A 21,091-nucleotide genomic window follows, 5' to 3' on the forward strand; every position below is an offset into this window, starting at 1 on the left:
TCCCCTAGGGCCGGCCGGCTTTCTTCAGCGCTTTGGTGAAGGCCGCAAGCCGGGCAACCTCCGCCTCCACCGGTTCCACCACCAGCTCCTGCGCCGCCGCTGCCACGGCACTGTTGAGCCGTCGTCGTGCCCTGGCAGCCCTGGCCCGGGCGGCCCCGGCCGTAATGAACCGCCCTGATATCGCCAGGACGATTCCCAACACCAAGCCGAAGGCAATCATCAGGGTGGGCACCGGCCATCCCTCCACGCGGGGCACCTCCGGCACCGGCAGCTGAAGGTAGCCGAGCCCGGCCAGGACGCCCAGCCAGCCCAGCCCGCCCAGCAGGATCAGCAGCGCCAGCCACTGCACCACGTTGAACGCGCCCCACCACCACGCTTTGCGGTTGGCACCGAGATCCGTTCCGGCAATGGCTTGGTCCAGCGCATCGGGCAGGCGCTCCCGCCCGTTCCTGGCAGCCCCCCGGATCGCTGCCCGCCACGGGCCGGGTGCTCCAGCGCTGGCCGCGTCCGCGAACTCCCTGACCGCTGCGTCGGTGCGTGCCCGCTCCGGCGCACCGGCCGGCGGCAATGATGTCCGGTTCAGGCCGGCAGGAGCACTGCTGCGCAGGTTGAGCCGCCGCAGCGGGTCAACCCGGAACCGGGAAAGCCAACGGGTTACCGGCCAGCCGGTACGGCGCACGGACTCCAGGCGGTACGACTGCCCCACGGCCCGGACGACGGCAGGCACGTTGGCCGCAATGGCCAGTTCGTCAGCGAGCCTTGCCTTGGCCGCGGAGCGGGTCCCTGCAGCGTCACCGTCACCGGAAGCCAGCCGAAGATCCTCCGCAGCTTTACTGATGTCCGCTTCCAGCCGCCGGGACTGGGCCTGCCGCTGGACTGCCACCTTATGGATCGCTGCGCGCACCTCACCGATTCCGGCCCCGGTCACGGCGGACGCAGGGAGCACCCGGACCTGTCCCAGCCCTTCGCCGGCAAGGATCGCGTGCAGCGAGTCAAGGACCGGCTGCACATCGTGCTCCGGCAGCCGGTCCACCTGGTTCAGGACCACAAGCGTGACGGCCCCATGGGACGCAAGGGGTGCAAGGAACCCGTTGTGGACGGCCGCGTCGGCATACTTCTGCGGATCGAGCACCCAGACCAGGACGTCCACCATGCCCACCATGCGCTGCACGATTTCGCGGTTGGCGGCGCGGGTGGAGTCGAAGTCGGGGAGGTCCAGCAGGATCAGCCCGGTCCGTTCGTCCGCGAAGCCCTCCACGGGCGCGGCGTGGTGCCGGTGGCCCACCTCCAGCCAGTCGAGGAGGGCTTCGCTGCCCGTTGCTCCCCAGACCCCTGCCAACGGTTCCGACGTGGTGGGACGGCGGGCGGCCGCCGTCGCGATTTCCGCGCCGCTCACGGCGTTGAAGAGCGACGACTTGCCGCTTCCCGTGGCGCCGAAGAAACCAACCACGGTGTGGTCACCGGAGAGGGAGCGGCGCGAACTTGCCCGCTCCAGGACATCGAACGCCTCCTGCAGCACCTGGTCCGGCAGCACGCCCTCCCCCAGTTCGCGGGCGTCCTGGAGGCCCTGGAGCCGGCCGTCCAGCCGCGAGGACTCCCGTGCCGCGCCGTGCCGGCTCACGCGCGCTCCGCCAACCGCGCAAGCTCTCCGGCCTGGGCATCCAGCGTCTGCGCCAGGGACGGGTGGCCGGCCGGCAGCCGCTGCAGGAATTTCTGCTGCTCGTCCTGCAACAGCCCCTCGCAGCGCGCGGCCAGGTCCTCGCGGGCCTTGTCCGCCATCCGCCGCACGGCGTCCTCGCCGAAAACGGCTTCCAGCAGGCGCTGGCCTACGACGGCGGTACCGCCGGCCACGCCGATCTCGAGACCGGTCAGTCCCGCTGTCATCGAAAACACCACGATCATCAGTGCGGCACCAAGGCCGTTGATGCCGAACGACAGCCAGCGCGCCTGCGTGCGTCTGCCCTGGCCCTCGGTGCGGATCAGCTCCATCAATGCTTTCCTGCCAGGCCCGGATCTCCGCGGCCGCCCGGTCTGCGAACCCGGGCGCAGTCCCGGACAGGTCATCCGCGGCCAGCAGTTGCCGGCCGGCCGGGTCCGAGCGCCACCGCCGGTCGGTGTCCTCGGCAGCGTTGGCAGCCTCGTCGACGATAACCGCCTGCAGGCCGGTCTCAATGGCCGTTTCCACCCGCACCGCCGGCGCGGGTTCGCCACGGAAGAACGCTCCGAGGCGGTCCCTGAACCGGCCCACGTTCTGCTCAAGGGTCCGGAAGAACTCGCCGGTGCCCACGAAGTCCTGCCAGCGTGCCAGGACTTCGCCGCGCAGCAGTGCTCCGTCCCGGGTTGCCTCCAGGATCCGGGCGGCCGCATTTTCATACGCCGCCACGGCGTCGGCTTCGAGCCGCGCGGCCGCGCGCTCCTGTTCACGCACGGCCCCTGCGAGGTCCGTGATCCGCTGGGCCAGTGCGCGGACCGTCCCGTTCAGGGTGCGGCGGGCCACGTCGGCGCGGCCCGCGGCATCGGAGGCCAGCGACTCCAGCCATTCCTGCAACTCAACCACGGCACCGGCAGGCAGCATCCCCTGAGTATCCAGGACTGTTTCGGCGATGATGAACAGGCGGCTTCCGGCCAGGCCTTCGCGGTCCAGCAGGCCCCGGAGGTCCTGGCTCACCTCCGCTTCGGCGCCCTGCGGCACCCGGTCCAGCACCACGGCCACCGTAATGTCCCTCGAAGCGGCATCCAGGAGGAGCTTCCACGGGACAGCGTCGGCGTACCGGTTGGCGGTGGTGACGAAGACCCAGAGGTCCGCGGCTGCCAGCAGCTGTCCCGCGAGCAGGCGGTTGTGGTCCGAAATGGAGTCGACGTCGGGAGCGTCGAGGAGGGCGATGCCGGCGGGCACTGCTGGATCGGCCACCAGCACCAGCGAGTCTGCGGCCCCGGACTGGTCCCCGGGCCGGCTTGAAGGTGACGGACCGGCCGCCAGCGTTCCCCGGATGCGGGCCAGCCCCGGCAGGACGCGCTGGCCTTCAAACCAGGCTGCTTCAGCGGGGTTGTGCAGCAGGATGGGCTGGCGGGTGGTGGGGCGGATGGCGCCTGCGCGGGTAACGGGGTGCCCTGCGAGTCCATTCACCAGCGTGGATTTGCCCGCCCCCGTGGAACCGCCGACGACGGCAAGCAGTGGTGCATCCAGGCTGCGGTACCGCGGAAGGATGTAGTCGTCCAACTGGGCCCTCGCGGCAATGGTGTCGCGGCGGGCCTGGTCGGCGCCCGGAAGGGCCAGCGGAAGCGTGACACCGTCCAGCCCGGCGCGGATTTCCTCCAGGAGCATCACCGCGGCCATGGCGTGCGGTGATGGCTGGGAGGGGCGGCCGTGCTCGTCATGGGAGGTCACAGCAACATCATGCCAGTTGGGGCGTTTGGGGAGAGCGGCCGCGGCGCGTCGGTAAGCCGGGACCTACCCCGGCGGCAGGCATGAAGCTTTCCGCACCCATGACTGGAAGTGATGGGGCGTTCCCAAAAACACGGCAGGACGTGATGGGGCGTTCCCAAAAACACGGCAGGACGTGATGCGGCGTCTGGGCCGGCAGCCTCTGTTGTCGGGATACAAAAATGGTCCCGGGCTGTTGCCCGGGACCATTTCCGATGGTGACCCCAGCGGGATTCGAACCCGCGTTACCGCCGTGAGAGGGCGGCGTACTAGGCCGCTATACGATGGGGCCGTGTACTTTTGACAGCGTTTCCGCTGCTCAAGCTCAGTGAGTATTTCACACACCTTGCCGTGGTTTCAAATCGGAAAACCGAGTGGAAACCGCCTGTCCTGCGGCTGAAATCAGCCACTAAACCAGAGCTGGGATACCAGGACTCGAACCTAGAATGACGGTACCAGAAACCGTAGTGTTGCCAATTACACCATATCCCAATGGCACTTTCGGGCCGGTTTTCAGGGCTTTTTCCCTGCTCCGTGCGCCTCAGCACGAGAAATTACTTTACCCGAGACTTTCGGCTCGCACAAATCGGGAGCCGCGGTGCCCCCGGACCACTGCGTGGACCGATTGGAACAAACCCTTGCCCAGCCTCCGGTCCTATGGTTACCCTCGAGTAAGTTACCCATCGGTAACAATCTCCCTGCCCCGCATGTTGGGTCACCCACGAGGAAAACGGGAACGCCCTACCAGCCACGGTTTCGCCCCCGGGCAGCGTCGTCCGGCGGAAAGTTAGGAAGTGTCAGCGTTGACAACCCGCACAGCAACCATTGCCGCAGCAAAACCCAGACCCCGGTCACAGTCCATCGCGATCATCGCGTTGTCCCTGTTGCTCGTCCTGTTCCTTGCGTTCTACACCTATCTCACCGGACAGATCTCCAACGGCGCCGCCCAGCTGATGGACGGCGCCGAGCAGGCCGCCGCGGGAGCGTCGCAGCTCAAGGACGGTTCAGGCCAGCTGGCCGCAGGGGCCGGGGCAGCGAATAAAGGCGCTGTCCAGGTGAAAGACGGTTCCGTCAAAGTCAAGGACGGCAGCGCTGAACTGAACACCGGGGCCGCCGCCCTGCAGGCGGGAGCGGGAAAGATCTTCTCCGGAGTCCGCGACCAGCTCGCGCCTGGGGTGGATAAGCTGCATGCCGGCACCACGAAGCTGCAGAACGATGTCCTGAACAAACTTGTTCCGGGCGTGTACCAGGTGGATGACGGCGCCCGAAAGCTCCAGGCAGGCGCCGTGGCCCTCTCAGCGGCGCTGACTCCCACAGCCGCTGGAAACGCGCCGAACAACCTGGCCGACGGCGCGGGGCAGCTGGCAGCGGGCACGGGCCAGCTCGCGGGCGGCGCCGGCCAGCTCGACGCCGGTGCCACGAGCTTGAGCGCGGGGACTGCGGCGCTGAAGAACGGCACAGCCCAGCTGAAGGGCTACCCGGGTGCGGGCAACGACCCCACCAAGGGCGACGGACTCGCCGCGCTCAGCCAGGGCCTGGACCAGCTTGAAGCGGCCGCGAACGGTCCCCAGGGCCTGGTGCCCCTGGCGGTGATCAAGGACCAGATCGCAAAGCTGGCCGACGGCGGCCGCCGTGCGTATGCGGGAGCGGGCCAGCTGGATGCGGGGGCAGCAAAGCTTAATGACGGCGCCGGGCAGCTCAAGGCCGGAACCGGCACCCTGGCCGCCGGGGCGGGCCAGTTGAACGACGGTGCGGGCCGGTTGAAGGCGGGCTTCGCCACCTTGGCGGAAAAGCTCAATGCCACGGACCCGCAGAACCCCGGCGTGGTGCTGGGCACGTCCATGCTGGCGGAAGGTACGGCGAAGATCAGGGTGGGAATGGACGGCGTCCCCGGGAACCCGGACAGCCCGGGCCTGATTTACGCGGCGAACAACCTGCAGGACGGCACCACCAAACTCAGCGCGGGGATCAACGGCGGCGGCGACCCGGAGAACCCGGGCCTGCTGGCCGGAACCGAGGCGCTCTCGGACGGTACCGTGGCGCTGAGCCGCGGTACAGGGCAGCTGCAGGCGGGATCAGCCCGGCTCGCTGACGGAACCGGGCAGCTGGCCGACGGCAACGGCAAGCTTGATGACGGCTCGGGCAAACTGGCCGACGGTGCGGGCAAACTGGCCGACGGCAATTCCAGGATCGCGGCCGGCACGCAGGAGCTGCATTCCAAAGTGGCCGCTGTCTCGCCGTCGTCGTGGCTGGACAGTCCTGTGATCGCGCTGCTGCTGGTGGCACTTCTGGTGGCCGCCGCCGTCGGGGCCTACCTGCTCCTGCGCAGGCGTTCCCTGCGGCCAGCCCCGGCGGCCTGACGGCGGACGCACTGCCGGGGCAACAACCGCGGTCCCGGGACAGGGCCGCGGTTGTTGCGTGCGGCGGTTATTGCAGCAGCTGGGCGAGGGAGGCGACGATGCCGCCGTCGAAATCGTCGACGACTTCGCCCCCGCGGTTGAGCCATACGCCCACCAGGCCGGCCGCCGTCGAGCCTTCGGCATCCAGCAGCCGGTTATCACCCACGTACAGTGTCTCGGCAGCGGGCGTGCCCAGCAGCCTGACCCCTTCCAGGTACATTGCCGGGTGTGGTTTGGCCACCCCAAGGGTGTCCGTGCCAACCAGGTGGATGATCCGTTCCAGCCCGGCGCCGTCCAGTTTGGCCCGCTGGTAATCGTGGACGTTGTTGCTCACTGCCCCGTAGGGGATGCCCGCACTGTCCAGGACATCCAGCAGGGGCAGCACGTCGGGAAACGGCTTGACGTACGCGGGTTGCTTCTCCACGTAGGCGCTGAGCCACCGGTGGGATTCCTCGCCGTCGGCCAGTTCCACACCGAAGTGCCCCAGCGCCGCCCGGCCGCGCAGCAGGCGCTGTTCGTTGAACGTCAGCTCACCTGCCAGGTACCGGTCGTAGTAATGGGTGGTTTCGTGGGTGAAGATGCGGCCGAACCGCTCCCACCCCGCCTGGTCCAGGCCGGGAAGGAGGTGTTCACTGACCTCGCGCAAGGCGGTGGTCATCGAATATTCGAGGTCCACCAGGGTGTCGTCGATGTCGAACAGGACGCCGCGGACAGCGCCGAAGGGCGTCTGCAGCACGCCGGTGCGGGCCTGGCTGAGGGCGGCCATCAGCCGCGGAAGGCGCGGAGCCGGCGCAAGGATGACTCCTTGCCCAGGATCCCCATGGACTCGAACAGCGGCGGCGAGACGCGGCGGCCGGAGACCGCGGTGCGGACCGGGCCGAACGCGAGGCGCGGCTTAATGCCCATGTCCTCCACGAGGGCCTGCTTGAGTGCGGTCTGGATGTTCTCCGCCGTCCACTCCGCCAGCGGTTCCAGCGCGGCGAGGGCAGCATCGAGCACCTCGGAAAGGTTCGCGGGCAGGCCCTTGCGCGCGTCGTCGGCAACGTCGACGGCGTCGTCCGCCTTGAACAGGAAGGCCAGCATCTCGGGCGCTTCCCCCAGCAGCGTGATGCGCTCCTGGACCAAGGGTGCCGCTTCGGTGAGGATCTCTTCCTCCCGGTCGGTGAGGATCTCCCCCACCAGGCCGGCTTCGCGCAGGTAGTGTGCCACGCGGTCGCGGAAGTCCTTGGGTTCCAGCATCCGGACGTGGGTCCCGTTGATGGCTTCGGCCTTCTTCAGGTCAAAGCGGGCAGGATTGCCCAGGACGTCATGGATGTCGAAATGCTCAACGAGCTGCTCCACGGTGAAGATGTCCTCGTCTGCGCTGAGGGACCAGCCCAGCAGGGACAGGTAGTTCAGCAGCCCCTCCGGAATAAAGCCACGCTCGCGGTGCAGGAACAGGCTGGACTCAGGGTCGCGCTTGGAGAGCTTCTTGTTTCCCTGGCCCATGACGTAAGGCAGGTGGCCGAACTCCGGCATGTACTCGGCAACGCCGATGGCGTAGAGGGCGCGGTAGAGGGCGACCTGGCGCGGCGTGGAGCTGAGCAGATCCTCGCCGCGGAGCACGTGCGTGATGCCCATCAGCGCATCATCCACCGGGTTCACCAGCGTGTACAGCGGTGCGCCGTTGGCCCGTACGACGGCGAAGTCGGGGACGGATCCTGCCTTGAAGGTGATGTCGCCGCGGACCAGGTCGGTGAACGTAATGTCCTCGTCCGGCATGCGCAGGCGCAGCACAGCCTGCCGGCCCTCCGCCCGGTACTGGGCCAGCTGTTCCTCCGTCAGGTGCCGGTCGAAGCCGTCATAGCCAAGCTTGGGGTCCCTGCCGGCCGCGCGGTGGCGGGCCTCGATCTCCTCCGGCGTGGAGAAGGACTCGTAGATGAATCCGCCCTCGTGCAGCCGTTTGATGACGTCCTGGTAGATGTCGCCACGCTGGGACTGCCGGTACGGCTCATGCGGGCCGCCCACCTCCACGCCCTCGTCCCAGTCGATGCCCAGCCACTTCAGCGCGTCGAGCAGCTGGTGGTAGCTTTCCTCGCTGTCCCGTGCCGCGTCCGTATCCTCGATCCGGAAAACCAGCGTGCCCTTGGTGTGGCGCGCGTAGGCCCAGTTGAACAGGGCCGTCCGGACCAGTCCCACGTGCGGGGTGCCTGTCGGTGACGGGCAGAAACGGACCCGGACGGGCGTTTCGGCGGTGACGGGCGGGATGGAGGCGGCAGGTGACGAAGAAGCGATACTCATAGTGGCTTCAACTTTACCCGCCCCGAAGGGCGCGGCTTCCCGCCCTCGGGTGGAGCGCTAGCGGCGGACGATGGGGTTGGACAGCCGGCCGATGCCTTCGATTTCCACCTCGAAGCGGTCGCCCTCCTTGACCAGCCCCACGCCGGCCGGGGTGCCGGTCATGATCACGTCGCCGGGCAGCAGGGTGAACGCCTGCGACACCACGGAGACCAGTTCCCGCACGCCGCGGATCATCTGGCTGGTGCTGCCGTCCTGGCGCACCTCACCGTTAAGCCGGCCCTGGATCTGCAGGTCCTCGGTGTCCAGGTCGGTCTCGATCCAGGGACCCAGCGGGGCGGAGGTGTCAAAGCCCTTGGCGCGGGTCCACTGCAGGTCGGTTTTCTGCACGTCGCGGGCAGTGAGGTCGTTGCCGCAGGTGTAGCCAAAGATGACATCGTCCACACGGTCTTCCGGCACGTCCTTGCAGATGCGGCCGATCACCACACACAGCTCAGCTTCGAAGGAGACTTCCTCGGAGAACTCCGGCAACACGACGGGGTCATTCGGACCCACGACGGCGGTGTTGGGCTTCAGGAACAGGAGCGGCTGGGCGGGGACCTCGTTGCCGAGCTCATGGGCGTGCTCCACGAAGTTCCGGCCCACGCCGATCACCTTGCTGCGCGGAATGATGGGTGCAAGCAGCCGGACGTCCTCCAGCTTGTGGCGCACGGACGTGCGCTCCACACCGTTGAAGAAGGGGTCGCCGTGGATAACAGTGATTTCCTCACTGCCTGGCTCACCTTCCACAACGCCGTACAGGGGATCGGAATCGACGACAAACCTGGCAATACGCATGGCTCCTACCCTACCGTCCCCGCAGGCGCCGCCCGCCCTCCGCTTCCGCCGCCGCGCAGGTAGGAAAGCTGCGCGGCCACGGACAGTTCGGCCGCATGCCGGACGGAAGGGCCGACGTCGGCATAGACGGCGTCAGCCACCTCCCCTACGGACGCGTCCCGGCCCAGCCGGTCAAGCACGGCACGGATCTGCGCCAGCCGTTCCTCCCGGTGCGTCCGGTAGTCACGGGCCGCAGACTCCAGGGACGGCAGCACCGGGCCGTGCGCGGGCAGTACCGTGGCGGGTCCCAGGGCCTCGAGCAGGTCCAGGGACGCGAGGTAATCGCCCAACATCCCGTCGGGATAGTCCAGCACGGTGGTCCCCCGGCCGAGGATGGTGTCCCCCGTGAGCACCGACCCGTGCCGCCCATCCGCCGGCAAGTGGAAGCAGGCGGAGTCGGAGGTGTGCCCCGGCGTGGCCACCACCAATATCTCCAGCCCTGCGGCCCGGATCACTTCCCCGGACGCCAGGGGCCCTCCCCCGCCGTGGCAATGTCGGGGGTCCAGGGCGCGGACAGGTGCGCCGGTGAGCCCGTGCAGGCGGGCGGACCCGGCAGTGTGGTCCGCATGCCGGTGGGTCACCAGGATCAGTTCCACGGGGCCGGCGCCTGCCAGTGCGGCAAGGTGCGCTTCATCCTCCGGTCCGGGATCCACCACCACCGCGGAGGCGTCCGGCGCCCCCCGCAGGACGTAGGAGTTGGTGCCGTCCAAACTCATGGGTCCCGGATTGGGCGCAAGGAAGAATTGCGTGAGCGCGCTGCTCCGCTGCAGGACCGGGCCCGGATCGATAGTCACGGACCCATCCTTGCATCACCGGCCGGCCCTCCCCCAGCCCACGCACATCCGCGGCAGCGGAATAGAACGGCACGGGCCACGGGTTGGCACCAAAGACAGCACCACGATCTTCAGCAGGAAGCCGGATACCACCCATGAGCACAGCATCACTCGCAGACCTTCTCGCCCAGGCGGACACCGACGGCCACGACCATTCGGCCACCGAAAAGGCCACGGGGCTGCTGCACGTCCACAACCATGCCACGGGTGGCATCGTCTGGTTCCCCACCTGGAAAAAGTTCCGTGAAACCCAGGACTGGACCGATGCCCTCAGCAGCATCGCCGCGGAACTGGCCGATGCCTCCGCTCCCGCGGACCAGGCCGGCTCGGCGCTGCTGGCGGCGGATCTGGAGACGCTGCTGGAAGCGGCCTCCCGGTCAAGCGATACGAACGTCTTCGTGCAGGAGAACCTCACCAGCCACCTGACGCGCACCTGGGCCGTTGGCGACGCCGTCGCCAAGGCCAACGGGAGGGACCTGTTCACCGGCGGCAGCACGCCCTCCGTGTACGCCGGCTATCCCTATGACGTCTATGCCCAGGAGGGCGGCGTCTTCGCCACCACGCTCTGGAACGACCTCATCGACGCCCGGCGCAACAGGGCATTGGCGGAAGAGGCGGCCCGGAAGGCCCTCAAGCCGGTCTCGCGCAAAGCCATGAAAAACGCTGCGCGCAAGGCAGCCCGCCGCTGACCAACCTGCTGCCTGCCGGAACGCAGAACGGCGCCTGCCGGACCAAAGCCCGGCAGGCGCCGTCGTGCGTTGAAGCCTGGAACTATGCCAGGCGGGTGAGCCAGCCGTGGGTATCCGGCTCGGCGCCGGTCTGGATGCCCAGGAGCTTCCCGCGGATGGCCATGGTGACCTCGCCGGCTTTGGCGTCCTCGGACCCGATGAACTCGGTGGCGTCCTTCAGGACCCCGATGGGGGTGATCACGGCCGCGGTGCCGCAGGCGAAGACCTCGGTGATGTCCCCGGAGGCCACGCCGTCGCGCCATTCGTCCAGGGTGATCTTACGCTCAGCCACCTCGCGGCCCATGTCCTTGGCCACCTGGATCACTGACATCCGGGTGACGCCTTCGAGGATGGTGCCGGTGAGGGCGGGCGTGGCCAGCGAGCCGTCCTTCATGACGAAGAACACATTCATGCCGCCCAGCTCTTCCACGGCGTTGTCGTTGGCCTGGTCCAGGAACAGGACCTGCTTGCAGCCGTTGGCCTCCGCCTCCTGCTGGGCGATCAGCGAGGCCGCGTAGTTGCCGCCGCACTTGGCGTCGCCGGTTCCGCCGCGGCCGGCACGGGCGTACTGGCGCGAGATCCAGATGGACACCGGCTTGAGCTCGCCGCCGAAGTAGTTGCCGGCTGGCGAGGCGATCACCCGGAACGACACTTCACGGGCGGCCCGGACACCCAGGAAGGCCTCGGTGGCGATCATGAAGGGCCGCAGGTACAGGGCTTCGCCGTCACCGGCGGGCACCCATTCCTTGTCCACGGACACCAGTTCCCGGATGGCGCCGAGGAAGTATTCGGCCGGCAGTTCAGGCAGGGCAAGCCGGCGGGCCGACTTGTTCAGGCGCGCAGCGTTGGCCTCGGGACGGAAGGTCCAGACGGAGCCGTCGGCGTGCCGGTAGGCCTTGAGTCCTTCGAAGATCTCCTGGCCGTAGTGGAACACGGCAGCCGAGGGATCAAGCACGATCGGACCGTACGGTTCGATCCGGGCGTCGTGCCAGCCGCCGTTGCCGTCCGCGTCCACGCTGTAGTCGACGATGGCGGTGTGGTCGGTGAAGTAGTTGCCGAATCCCGGGTTTGCCAGGATGGCTGCACGCTCCTCGGCAGACTTCGGGTTCTCCGAGGGCTGCCGGGTGAATTCGACGCCATGGGCGGTCTGAGTCATGGTTCCTCCACGATCGGCCGCCCGGGGTTCAGCGCTGAACGGGAAGGCGGCATTTGGTGATTCGAGTAAAGCTTACGCCCGATGCCGGCGGCCCCGGCGCGGGCTACAGGCCGGCGGCGATGGCGTCGCCCACGGCGCTCGTGCTGCGTGCTGTGCCGTCGCGCTTTTCGACGTCGGCAACCACTGCGGCTTCGATCCTGCGGGCGGCTTCGGTGTAGCCCAGGTGGTCCAGCAGGAGGGATGCGGAAAGGATGGCCGCGGTGGGGTCTGCCTTGCCCTGGCCTGCAATGTCCGGCGCGGACCCGTGGACCGGCTCAAACATGGACGGCGCGGTGCGGTCCATGTTGATGTTGCCGGAGGCTGCCAGGCCGATGCCGCCGGTAATGGCCGCGGCGAGGTCGGTAAGGATGTCGCCGAACAGGTTGTCGGTGACGATGACGTCGAAACGGGACGGGTCGGTGACCATGAAAATGGTGGCGGCGTCCACGTGCAGATAGTCATGGGTGACTTCGGGGAATTCCTGGGCCACGGCTTCGACGGTGCGCTTCCACAGGTGCCCGGCATAGACCAGGACGTTGTGTTTGTGGACCAGCGTCACGTGCTTGCGCTCCCGCAGGCTGGCGCGGCGGAACGCGTCCCGGACCACGCGCTCCACGCCGTGGGCGGTGTTCAGGGAGACTTCGGTGGCGACCTCATGCGGGGTTCCCGCCCGCAGCGTGCCGCCGTTGCCCACGTACGGGCCTTCGGTTCCTTCGCGGACCACGATGAAGTCGATGGGGCCGGGGTTGGCCAGCGGGCTGCCGACGGTTCCGTAGAGCCGGGAGGGCCGCAGGTTGACGTAGTGGTCCAGGCTGAAGCGGAGCTTAAGGAGCATCTCTCGTTCGATGATGCCGGACGGGATGCGGGTGTCGCCGGGAGCTGCACCCACAGCGCCGAACAGGATGGCATCACGTGTCCGCAGGTCTGCGAGGACCTCGTCCGGCAGGGTCTCGCCCGTGGCAAGCCAGTGCTCCGCACCGAGCTTGTAATGGGTCTGATTGAGCTCCACGCCTTCTGCCGCCACAGCCTTTTCCAGGACTTTGACTGCCTCGGCAATGACTTCGGGGCCAATGCCGTCACCGGGGATTACTGCGAGGTTGATGGAGGATGCGCTCATGTTTTCAGGGTAGCCAAGATATCCATATGGTGGTCAAAATGTCTCAGCTTTTGGACACAAGCGCATCCGCGCATCAAGGGCGGCCGGCGGCGCTACTCCGCGGGTTCCTCGAACTTGGGGAAAACAGGAGTGGGCGCGGGCAGTGCGGTGGCCGGCACGATCGGCGTCGCGGTCGCGGCGAACTGCCGGGCGTCGCCCTCGGGCTGGCCGAGCGCGTCCAGGAGCTTGGCCGACGCGCCGGGCATGACAGGCTGGGCCAGGATGGCCACGATCCGCAGGACCTCGAGCGTCACGTAGAGGACGGTGTTCATGCGTTCGACGTCGGTCTTCCGCAACACCCAGGGCGCCTGCTCGGCGAAGTAGGCGTTGGTGTGGTGCAGCACGCCCCAGATGGCCTCGAGGGCGCGGCTGAACTCCTGCTTGTCGAAGGCGGCGCGGGCGGTCTCCAGCAAACCGTTCGCCTGGGCGAGGATGGCGTCGTCTTCGGCCGTGAAGGCCCCGGGGGTGGGTACCGCGGCGTCACAGTTCTTCGCCACCATGGACAGGGAGCGCTGGGCCAGGTTGCCGAAGTTGTTCGCGAGGTCCGCGTTCATCCGGCCCACGATGGCCTCGTGGTTGTAGCTGCCGTCCGCGCCGAAGGGAACTTCGCGCAGGAAGAAGAACCGCACCTGGTCCAGGCCGTAGCGGGCCACGAAGTCCGCCGGCGCCACCACGTTGCCCAGGGACTTGGACATCTTGACCCCGTTGTTGTGCAGGAAGCCGTGGATCATCACGCGCTTGGGCAAATCCAGCCCGGCGCTCATCAGGAAGGCGGGCCAGTAGATGGCGTGGAACCGGGAGATGTCCTTGCCGATGATGTGGACGTCGGCGGGCCAGTACTTCCGGAACTTCTCCGAGTCCACGTCCGGGTAGCCGACGCCGGTGAGGTAGTTGGTCAGTGCGTCCACCCAGACGTACATGACGTGCTTGTCGTTTCCCGGGACGGGTACGCCCCAGTCGAAGGTGGTCCGGCTGATGGACAGGTCCTCCAGGCCGCGCTTGACGAAGCTGATGACCTCGTTGAACCGGTACTGCGGGGCACCGAACCCGGGGTGGGACTCATAGAGGGCCAGCAGCTTGTCCTGGTAGGCGGAGAGCCGGAAGAAGTAGCTCTCCTCCGCCGTCCACGTCACTTCGGTGTCCGTCTCTTTCGAGTAGCGCACGCCGTCGTCCTTCAACACCGTCTCATCCTCGGCGTAGAAGGCCTCGTCCCGGACGGAGTACCAGCCCTCGTACTTGTCGAGGTAGATGTCCCCATTGGCTTCCATCTTCTTCCAGATGGCCTGCGAGGCCGCGTAGTGGTCCTCGTCGGTGGTGCGGATGAAGCGGTCGTAGCTGATGCCCAGGGCGGAGTGCGCAGCCTTGTAGACCTCTGCGTTCCGGTCCACCAGTTCCTTGGGCGTGATGCCTTCCTTCTCCGCGGTCTGGGCAATCTTCATGCCGTGCTCGTCCGTGCCGGTCAGGAACATCACGTCATAGCCGTCCAGCCGCTTGAAGCGCGCCATGGCGTCGGTGGCAATGTACTCGTAGGCGTGCCCGATGTGCGGTACGCCGTTGGGGTAGGTGATGGCCGTGGTGATGTAGAACGGCGTTTTCTCTGGAGCAGTCACGGTGCGGACGGTTACCTTCGGTGCGGGGTGGGCGGACTAGATCAGTTCTGTCAGGGTATCGCTCAGGCGGACCAGTTCATGGTCGTGCGAGGCCACCAGGACGGCGATGCCGTCGGAGGTGGTGTCCTTCAGGATGCTGATGATGCGGTTGGCGGAGGCACGGTCCAGGGAGGCGGTGGGCTCGTCCACCACCAGGACCCTGGTGCCGAGGATCAGGGCACGGGCAATGGCTACGCGCTGCCGTTCACCGCCGGAGAGCTGGGCGGGACGGTGCCGCATGCGGCGGCCCAGGCCCACCAGGTCCAGCAGGTCCTTGGCCATGTCGCGGCGCTGGTCCACCTCGCCGTCGGGAACGGCGGGCAGGAGGACGTTTTCCAGGGCGCTCATGCCGTCGATCAGGGCACCGCCCTGGTCGACGTAACCGATCAGGGCACGACGACGGTCGGCGATTTCATCGTCGCCCATGCTTTCGAGGGAATCGCCTTCCCAGAAGACGCGGCCAGACGTCGGCAGGGTAAGGCCCGCGCCGACGGTCAGGATGCTGGTCTTGCCGGAGCCGCTTCGGCCGGCAACGCAGTGCATCTCGCCGGCGTGCAGGGTCAGGTCGAAACCTTCCACCACGCTGACGGCCTCGGCGCCGCCCTTGCCGCCGCCGTAGCGGATGGTGATGTCGCGCATCTCCAGCGGGGTGGCGTGGTCAGCCGACTTGACGATGGTGTTGGCCCGGGTCTGCAGGGGGACCTCGTTGGAGCCGCTCCTGCGGCTGCGCTGGACGTTCGTCGGGTTTGTCATTGGACCACTTTCGTTGCAATCGGTATCCAGCAAATTACAGCCACCAGCCCGGCTGCGGCAGCCCAGATGGCTGCGTAGGGGGCCAGCAGCAGGCCGATGCCCAGGGCGCCCAGCACGCCCAGCGGCAGGGCCACGGTTCCCACCAGCGCGTTCTCGAACAACCGCACCTGGCGCAGCATGTCCGGGTTCCAGCCCATGGCCTGGAGGATGCCCAGGTATTGGCGCTTGGCGTTGAGCTCGAACCGGCCGGTCACCAGGGTCAGGACCAGCCCCACGGCGACGCCGGCAAGTGCCAGCAGGATGCTGGGGAGCGTCACGCTGGCGGCGGCCAGGCCGCTCAATGCGCTTGCACCGGCGGCGCGGGGAATGTCGATCAACAGGGCAATCAGGCCGCCGACTGCCGCGCCGAAGACACCAACGGCAACGGCGAGCGACAAGGTGTTGAACTTGTTGGTGCTCAGCTGCCGGTTGGCGAAGGTGAGCGGTGAATCGACGGGGATGAGGCGTTCGTCGTGCTGCGGTTCCTGGTCGATCACGTCGCGGTGGCGCAGCTGCCGGGCGGCGAACAGCGCTGCAGCGCAGTAGAGCACCAGGACGGCCGCGCACACCAGTGCGGTGGCCAGGCTCCAGCTCAGCAGGCTCAGCACGATGCCAGCAGCAGCGAGCAGCACGGCCCCGACGCCGAATTCCTCGAGCACCCAGCTTCGGATCCGGCGCTGGGTCCAGCCCATGGCCCGCAGGGTTCCGGCCTCGCTGCGGCGTTTGCGGATGTAGCTCACTGTCGAGGCACCGGTGAGGAGGGCCGCCCCGCACAGCGTCAGGAAAAGGAGTGTGATGTTGGTTCCGGAAAGCGCTCCTGCCACGGCCTCTGCGGCGTTCTGGCGGACCCAGGACTGCTTGACGGTGCCGAGTGCTGATTCCTTTCCGGCGCCGTCCTTGGAGTAGCCGGGAACGAAGATGCTGGTGTCCTCACGGGCGGAACCCGCCACCACGGTGGCATCCAGGCCCATGTCCCGGATCTCGGCGGCGAGCTTCTCCACCTCGGGCTGGGCGTCCTTCCAGCTGCCCGGCGCCTTGGCGCGGACGCGGACGGCGTCGATGACGGCGGCGTTCTGCTTGTAGCCCCGCGCGGCAGCGAGTCCGTAGAAGTCCGTGATGGCACCGGCGGACTGGCTGGCCAGTCCCGTGGCGCTGAGCGACGGCTTCAGCTCCGCGGCCGGAACGTCCTTGCCGGAAGCGTCCTTGGCCAGGGTGAACGGCGTGGGGTCGTACCCGCCCAGCGGCAGCTTGTTGACGTCGCCGGAGGCTGCCTCCACAGCGGCGGGGTCGAACGTACCGTAGACCATGGGCAGCGGCTGCGCAGACTGCTGCTGGCCGGTAGGCAGGTTGTCGCGGTAGGACCGTTCGTCAACCGGGTCACGCTGGGTCTGGTCGACCGGCGCGCCGTTGGACGCCTTGTCGGGAAGCCGGTTGACGGTGACCCAATCCCCGGGCACGGCCGTCTTGTCCACGGCACCATTGGAGGCGGTGTCGCCGTCCGTGTACTTGGGGGCGCCTGCGAAATTGGTGCTCCACTTGGCCGGGGTGTACAGGCCCGGGTTGAAGTTGCCGGACGCGCCCAGCAGTGAGGAGTGGTCCGTCGAACCCGGCCAGGACAACACGAACGGGTCCTTGGAAACGAACGGCAGGTAATCCTTGCCCAGGGATTTCGAGACGGTTCCGACGTCCTTGACGACCTTGCCGGCGTCGTCGATTTCTTCGATCTTGACGTTGTACTTCAGGTCCAGCGACGTGCCGGAGCGCACGATCAGCGGTACCGCCTGCGAACCGGTGGTCAGCTGGCCGTTGCGCTTGGCCTGCTGGTACTGGGTCATCAGGGGCGCCCAGTACTTGAGCTTGACGCCGAGGAAGTCGGGTCCTTCCTTGAGCTGGTCCATGCTGATGCCGCTGGTGAAGAGACCTTCAAGGTAGCGGCCCACGGCGCCGGCGTCGCGGGCATCAGCCGGCGGCGCCTTCTCGAGCGGGGCCAGGAAGTCACCGGCGGAGCCGAGGAGTGCCCGTTCGGCGGCAGGGTCGACTGCCACGACGGATTCGGTGACCTCAGGGGCCATGGGGAGTGCCACGGAGAGGTTGAAGAGGTTGTGTTCGGAGCCGCCGGCGGGCGCGGGGAACTTAATGCCCGTCTCCCCTGCCGGCGCGGCGATGCGGATGCTGCTGCCGCCGGCGGCCTTCTCCTCCACGAGCTTCGCCTTGCCCAGGGTGCCCTCGGCCGTGGTCTTGAACAGGGTTTGTTCGGAGTTCCCGTCGGAGCTCACGGCGCTGGCGGTGAGGCGGTACTTCTTGGCGGCATCGGTCAGGACGGATTCCGCGGCCGGCCACTTGTCCGGGGCGGTGGCGCCGGCAGCCTGGTCCGCCGTGGCGCTGCCGGCCAGTCCGGCGTTGTAGCCCAGGTAATCCATGGCGTCGAGGCGGGGCGTCTCCAGGTTCTGGGTGACGCGCGAGACCAGGCTGATGGGGGCGGCCACGGATGTGCCGGACAGCTTCCGGATGGAGTCCAGCTGGTCGAAGCCGATGCCGCCCGCGCCGTTGGCGATTTCGGGCTGCAGAAGGGCGCCGGAGGGAGCCTTGGCCTGGACCAGGATGTCGTAGAGCCCCCTCGAGTTTTCATCGACCGTCCGGTTGAGCGCAGCCTGTGACTGGCTTTGGACGACGACCGACAAGCACATGGCTGCGATCAAGATGGCCGCGGTCAACAGCAGCACCCTGCTTCTGATGAACCTCTGGACGGCGTTCATGGAACTCCCTGAAACCTGGATTGCGTGCGCGCACTTCCGTCCCCCGGGCAGGCGTGGGCAATGACGGACGGATGTGCAAAAGGTATTGGCCGGCCTGCCGGCTACGGTCCTGAATAAGGACCCAGCCATTGTAAGCAGACCGGCCAATCATACGTGGATCCGCCGGGAGGTACCCCGTCGGAGGAGCGGCTACGGCGTTTCGGCCGGTGTGTCGCGTTAGTCTTCCAGGTCCACTTCCCGGACCATCTCGGCGCCGATGCCGGCCTTGATGGCGTCCAGTACCTGCTGCGGAACGGAGCTGTCGATGGTCAGCAGGGCGAGGACCTTGCCGCCCTCGTCGGAGCGCGCAACCTGCATGCCGGCGATGTTGATGTTGTTCATGCCCAGGATGTGGCCGATGGTTCCGATCACGCCGGGGCGGTCGGTGTAGGCAACCACCACGAGGTGCTCGCTGATGGGGATTTCCACCTCGAACCCGTTGATGCCCACCAGCTTCTCGATCTGCTTGGGGCCGGTCAGGGTGCCGGCCACGGAGATCTGGCTGCCGTCGCTGAGGGCGCCGCGCAGGGTCAGGACGTTGCGGTAGGACTCGGTGTCGGGGGTGGTGATGAGGCGGACGTTGATGCCGCGCTGCTCGGCGATGACGGGCGCGTTGACGTACGAGACCTGCTCGGTCACGACGTCGGCGAAGATGCCCTTCAGCGCGGCGAGTTCAAGCACCTTGACATCCAGCGAGGAGATTTCGCCGGCCACTTCGACGTCGAACTGGGTCAGGGAGGCGTGGGTCAGCGCGGTGAAGATGCGGCCCAGCTTCTCGATCAGCGGGATGCCCGGGCGGACGTCGGGGGCGATGACGCCACCGGCGACGTTGACGGCGTCCGGCACAAGCTCGCCCGCGAGGGCCAGGCGTACGGACTTGGCAACGGAGACGCCGGCTTTTTCCTGCGCTTCGTCCGTGGAGGCGCCCAGGTGGGGGGTGACCACGACGTTGTCGAGCTTGAAGAACGGCAGGTCCGTGCTGGGTTCCTTGGCGAAGACGTCCACGCCGGCGCCGGCGATTTCGCCGTCCTGCAGGGCCGTGAAGAGCGCTTCCTCGTCAACGAGGCCGCCACGGGCCACGTTGACCACGTAGGCGGTCGACTTCATCTTCTTGAACGCATCTGCGCCCAGCATGCCCACGGTCTCGGGGGTCTTGGGCATGTGGATGGTGATGAAGTCGGACTGCGCCAGGAGTTCGTCCAGGGTAGCCAGCTGCACGCCGAGCTGTGCGGCGCGGGCGGAGGTGATGTAGGGATCGTAGGCAAGGATCTTGGTGTCGAAGCCCTTGAGGCGGGCTGCCACGAGGGCGCCGATGCGGCCCAGGCCGATGATGCCGATCTTCTTTTCGAACAGCTCGATGCCGGTGTACTTGGAGCGCTTCCACTCGCCGTCCTTAAGGGCGGCGCTGGCCTGCGGGATGTGGCGGGCCAGGCTGAGGATATGGCCTACGGTGAGTTCGGCGGCGGACACGATGTTGGACGTGGGGGCGTTGACCACCATCACGCCTGCCTGGGTTGCGGCCTTGATGTCCACGTTGTCCAGGCCCACGCCGGCGCGGGCGATGACCTTCAGGTTCTTGGCCGCGGCGATCGCTTCGGCGTCCACCTGGGTGGCGGAGCGGACCAGGATGGCGTCTACGTCGCTGATCGCCGAGAGCAGCTGGGAACGGTCTGCGCCGTCGGTCTGTCGGATTTCAAAGTCCGGGCCAAGGGCCTCGACGGTGGCGGGGGAAAGTTCTTCGGCGAGCAGTACTACGGGTTTTGACACGGCTGATCCTCTGCGTTGCAGTCCTGGGGATGGAAACAAGTCTAGGCGGACGGAAAGGCCGGGCTCACATTGTTAAGTGTGAACCCGGCCTCACCATTGGGGTATAAGCGGTGGCGCAGCAGCCTTAGCGGGCCGCGGAGCCTTCCACGTAGTCCACGTCCTGCTGCTGCCAGGAGAACAGGGAGCGCAGCTCGCGGCCGACGGCCTCGATGGGGTGCTGCTCGGCCTTGGCGCGCAGTTCCTTGAACTCGACGGCGCCGTTGTCCTGGTCCTCGATGAAGCGCTTGGCAAACGCACCGGACTGGATGTCGGCCAGGACGGCCTTCATGTTTTCCTTCACCTCGGGGGTGATGACGCGCGGGCCGGAGACGTAGTCGCCGTATTCTGCGGTGTCGGAGACGCTCCAGCGCTGCTTGGCGATGCCGCCTTCCCACATGAGGTCGACGATGAGCTTGAGCTCGTGCAGCACCTCGAAGTAGGCGATCTGCGGCTGGTAGCCGGCTTCGGTGAGGGTTTCGAAGCCGTACTGGACCAGCTGGGAAACACCGCCGCACAGTACGGCCTGCTCGCCGAAGAGGTCCGTTTCGGTCTCTTCGGTGAAGGTGGTCTTGATGACGCCGGCGCGGGTGCCGCCGATGGCCTTGGCGTAGGACTTGGCCAGCTCCCAGGCGTTGCCGGACGCGTCCTGTTCCACGGCGATGATGTCCGGGATGCCACGGCCGGCTTCGAACTCGCGGCGCACGGTGTGGCCGGGAGCCTTCGGGGCGATCAGGATGACGTCGACGCCCTCCGGAGCCTGGATGTAGCCGAAGCGGATGTTGAAGCCGTGGGCGAAGGCGAGGGCCTTGCCGGGGGTCAGCTTGTCCTTGATGGAGTCGTTGTAGATGGCGCGCTGGTGCTGGTCCGGTGCCAGGATCATGATGACGTCGGCCCATTCGGCAGCGTCGGCAACGTTCTTGACCGTGAAGCCTGCGTCCTCGGCCTTGGCGGTCGACTTGGAGCCGTCCTTCAGCGCGATGACAACCTCGACGCCGGAATCCCGCAGGTTGAGCGCGTGGGCGTGGCCCTGGGAACCGTAGCCAACGATGGCAACTTTGCGGCCCTGGATGATCGACAGGTCGGCGTCATCGTCGTAGAACATTTCAGTCACTTGCGTAACTCCTCTTGAGTGGTTGTAGATAGTGGTCTTGCGGTGCTGCG

At 67.4% G+C, this 21,091-nt stretch carries 14 protein-coding genes, 2 tRNA genes and 1 pseudogene; 2 read left to right on the top strand and 15 right to left on the bottom strand.

Features of this window, described 5'->3' with window-relative positions; translation table 11 throughout:
- Positions 1-4 precede the first annotated feature (4 nt).
- The 4 genes and pseudogenes from ACZ9J7_RS19260 to ACZ9J7_RS19275 all read right to left on the bottom strand — a co-directional run bounded on the left by ACZ9J7_RS19260 (position 5) and on the right by ACZ9J7_RS19275 (position 3,916).
- Positions 5-1,621 (bottom strand): GTPase, encoded by a 1,617-nt coding sequence (locus ACZ9J7_RS19260; protein ID WP_476211586.1) that lies wholly within the window; start codon positions 1,619-1,621, stop codon positions 5-7.
- Positions 1,618-3,388: pseudogene (locus ACZ9J7_RS19265) on the bottom strand (dynamin family protein). The gene ACZ9J7_RS19260 and the pseudogene ACZ9J7_RS19265 overlap by 4 nt, the downstream one beginning before the upstream one ends.
- Before the next feature lie 252 nt (positions 3,389-3,640).
- Positions 3,641-3,716: transfer RNA gene (locus ACZ9J7_RS19270), tRNA-Glu, on the bottom strand.
- A 128-nt stretch (positions 3,717-3,844) separates the two neighbouring features.
- Positions 3,845-3,916, bottom strand: a tRNA-Gln gene (locus tag ACZ9J7_RS19275).
- Positions 3,917-4,218: 302 nt separating this feature from the next.
- Here ACZ9J7_RS19275 and ACZ9J7_RS19280 point away from each other — a divergent pair.
- On the top strand, positions 4,219-5,784 hold the full coding sequence (locus ACZ9J7_RS19280; protein WP_476211587.1) for a hypothetical protein: 1,566 nt from the start codon (positions 4,219-4,221) through the stop codon (positions 5,782-5,784).
- Positions 5,785-5,851: 67 nt separating this feature from the next.
- On the opposite strand, the gene ACZ9J7_RS19285 is transcribed toward ACZ9J7_RS19280, so the two are convergent.
- The 4 genes from ACZ9J7_RS19285 to ACZ9J7_RS19300 are packed head-to-tail and all read right to left on the bottom strand — an operon-like array spanning position 5,852 to position 9,770.
- Positions 5,852-6,589: an HAD family hydrolase gene (locus ACZ9J7_RS19285; protein WP_476211588.1), complete on the bottom strand. Its 738-nt coding sequence runs from the start codon at positions 6,587-6,589 to the stop codon at positions 5,852-5,854.
- Positions 6,589-8,103: a glutamate--tRNA ligase gene (gltX, locus tag ACZ9J7_RS19290; protein WP_476211589.1), complete on the bottom strand. Its 1,515-nt coding sequence runs from the start codon at positions 8,101-8,103 to the stop codon at positions 6,589-6,591. The genes ACZ9J7_RS19285 and gltX overlap by 1 nt, the downstream gene beginning before the upstream one ends.
- Before the next feature lie 57 nt (positions 8,104-8,160).
- Complete coding sequence (locus tag ACZ9J7_RS19295; RefSeq protein ID WP_056335278.1) at positions 8,161-8,937, bottom strand: fumarylacetoacetate hydrolase family protein; 777 nt, start codon at positions 8,935-8,937, stop codon at positions 8,161-8,163.
- Positions 8,938-8,942: 5 nt separating this feature from the next.
- A complete protein-coding gene (locus ACZ9J7_RS19300) occupies positions 8,943-9,770 on the bottom strand; it encodes an MBL fold metallo-hydrolase (protein WP_476211590.1) in 828 nt (275 codons plus the stop codon).
- Between the two features lie 134 nt (positions 9,771-9,904).
- Between ACZ9J7_RS19300 and ACZ9J7_RS19305 the strand changes: the two genes are divergently transcribed.
- Positions 9,905-10,498: a hypothetical protein gene (locus tag ACZ9J7_RS19305; protein WP_476211591.1), complete on the top strand. Its 594-nt coding sequence runs from the start codon at positions 9,905-9,907 to the stop codon at positions 10,496-10,498.
- Positions 10,499-10,580: 82 nt separating this feature from the next.
- On the opposite strand, the gene ACZ9J7_RS19310 is transcribed toward ACZ9J7_RS19305, so the two are convergent.
- The 7 genes from ACZ9J7_RS19310 to ilvC form a co-directional block, all read right to left on the bottom strand.
- Entirely contained in the window at positions 10,581-11,693 is a 1,113-nt protein-coding gene (locus ACZ9J7_RS19310) for a branched-chain amino acid aminotransferase (RefSeq protein WP_476211592.1), read from the bottom strand.
- Positions 11,694-11,796: 103 nt separating this feature from the next.
- The gene (locus tag ACZ9J7_RS19315; protein ID WP_476211593.1) at positions 11,797-12,849 is read right to left on the bottom strand and encodes a 3-isopropylmalate dehydrogenase; all 1,053 of its coding nucleotides are present in this window, start codon (positions 12,847-12,849) and stop codon (positions 11,797-11,799) included.
- 92 nt (positions 12,850-12,941) lie between these two features.
- Positions 12,942-14,498 (bottom strand): methionine--tRNA ligase, encoded by a 1,557-nt coding sequence (gene metG / locus ACZ9J7_RS19320; protein WP_476211594.1) that lies wholly within the window; start codon positions 14,496-14,498, stop codon positions 12,942-12,944.
- Positions 14,499-14,534: 36 nt separating this feature from the next.
- Complete coding sequence (locus ACZ9J7_RS19325; protein ID WP_141160114.1) at positions 14,535-15,290, bottom strand: ABC transporter ATP-binding protein; 756 nt, start codon at positions 15,288-15,290, stop codon at positions 14,535-14,537.
- Positions 15,287-18,085, bottom strand: a complete 2,799-nt coding sequence (locus ACZ9J7_RS19330) for an ABC transporter permease (RefSeq protein WP_476211595.1) — start codon at positions 18,083-18,085, stop codon at positions 15,287-15,289. Before ACZ9J7_RS19330 ends, ACZ9J7_RS19325 begins: the two co-directional genes overlap by 4 nt.
- A gap of 216 nt (positions 18,086-18,301) precedes the next feature.
- The gene (serA, locus tag ACZ9J7_RS19335) at positions 18,302-19,891 is read right to left on the bottom strand and encodes a phosphoglycerate dehydrogenase (protein WP_476211596.1); all 1,590 of its coding nucleotides are present in this window, start codon (positions 19,889-19,891) and stop codon (positions 18,302-18,304) included.
- Positions 19,892-20,015: 124 nt separating this feature from the next.
- Positions 20,016-21,041: a ketol-acid reductoisomerase gene (ilvC, locus tag ACZ9J7_RS19340; protein WP_141160111.1), complete on the bottom strand. Its 1,026-nt coding sequence runs from the start codon at positions 21,039-21,041 to the stop codon at positions 20,016-20,018.
- Positions 21,042-21,091 lie beyond the last annotated feature (50 nt).

Source organism: Pseudarthrobacter sp. TE9888 (assembly GCF_056279345.1).

Coding starts and splice junctions, on each gene's coding strand:
- ACZ9J7_RS19285 (WP_476211588.1), bottom strand. CDS start 6,589: ATGGCCGCCCTCAGCCAGGCCCGCACCGGCGTGCTGCAGACGCCCTTC.
- ACZ9J7_RS19310 (WP_476211592.1), bottom strand. CDS start 11,693: ATGACTCAGACCGCCCATGGCGTCGAATTCACCCGGCAGCCCTCGGAG.
- ACZ9J7_RS19330 (WP_476211595.1), bottom strand. CDS start 18,085: ATGAACGCCGTCCAGAGGTTCATCAGAAGCAGGGTGCTGCTGTTGACC.
- ACZ9J7_RS19315 (WP_476211593.1), bottom strand. CDS start 12,849: ATGAGCGCATCCTCCATCAACCTCGCAGTAATCCCCGGTGACGGCATT.
- ACZ9J7_RS19305 (WP_476211591.1), top strand. CDS start 9,905: ATGAGCACAGCATCACTCGCAGACCTTCTCGCCCAGGCGGACACCGAC.
- ACZ9J7_RS19295 (WP_056335278.1), bottom strand. CDS start 8,937: ATGCGTATTGCCAGGTTTGTCGTCGATTCCGATCCCCTGTACGGCGTT.
- ACZ9J7_RS19325 (WP_141160114.1), bottom strand. CDS start 15,290: ATGACAAACCCGACGAACGTCCAGCGCAGCCGCAGGAGCGGCTCCAAC.
- gltX (WP_476211589.1), bottom strand. CDS start 8,103: ATGAGTATCGCTTCTTCGTCACCTGCCGCCTCCATCCCGCCCGTCACC.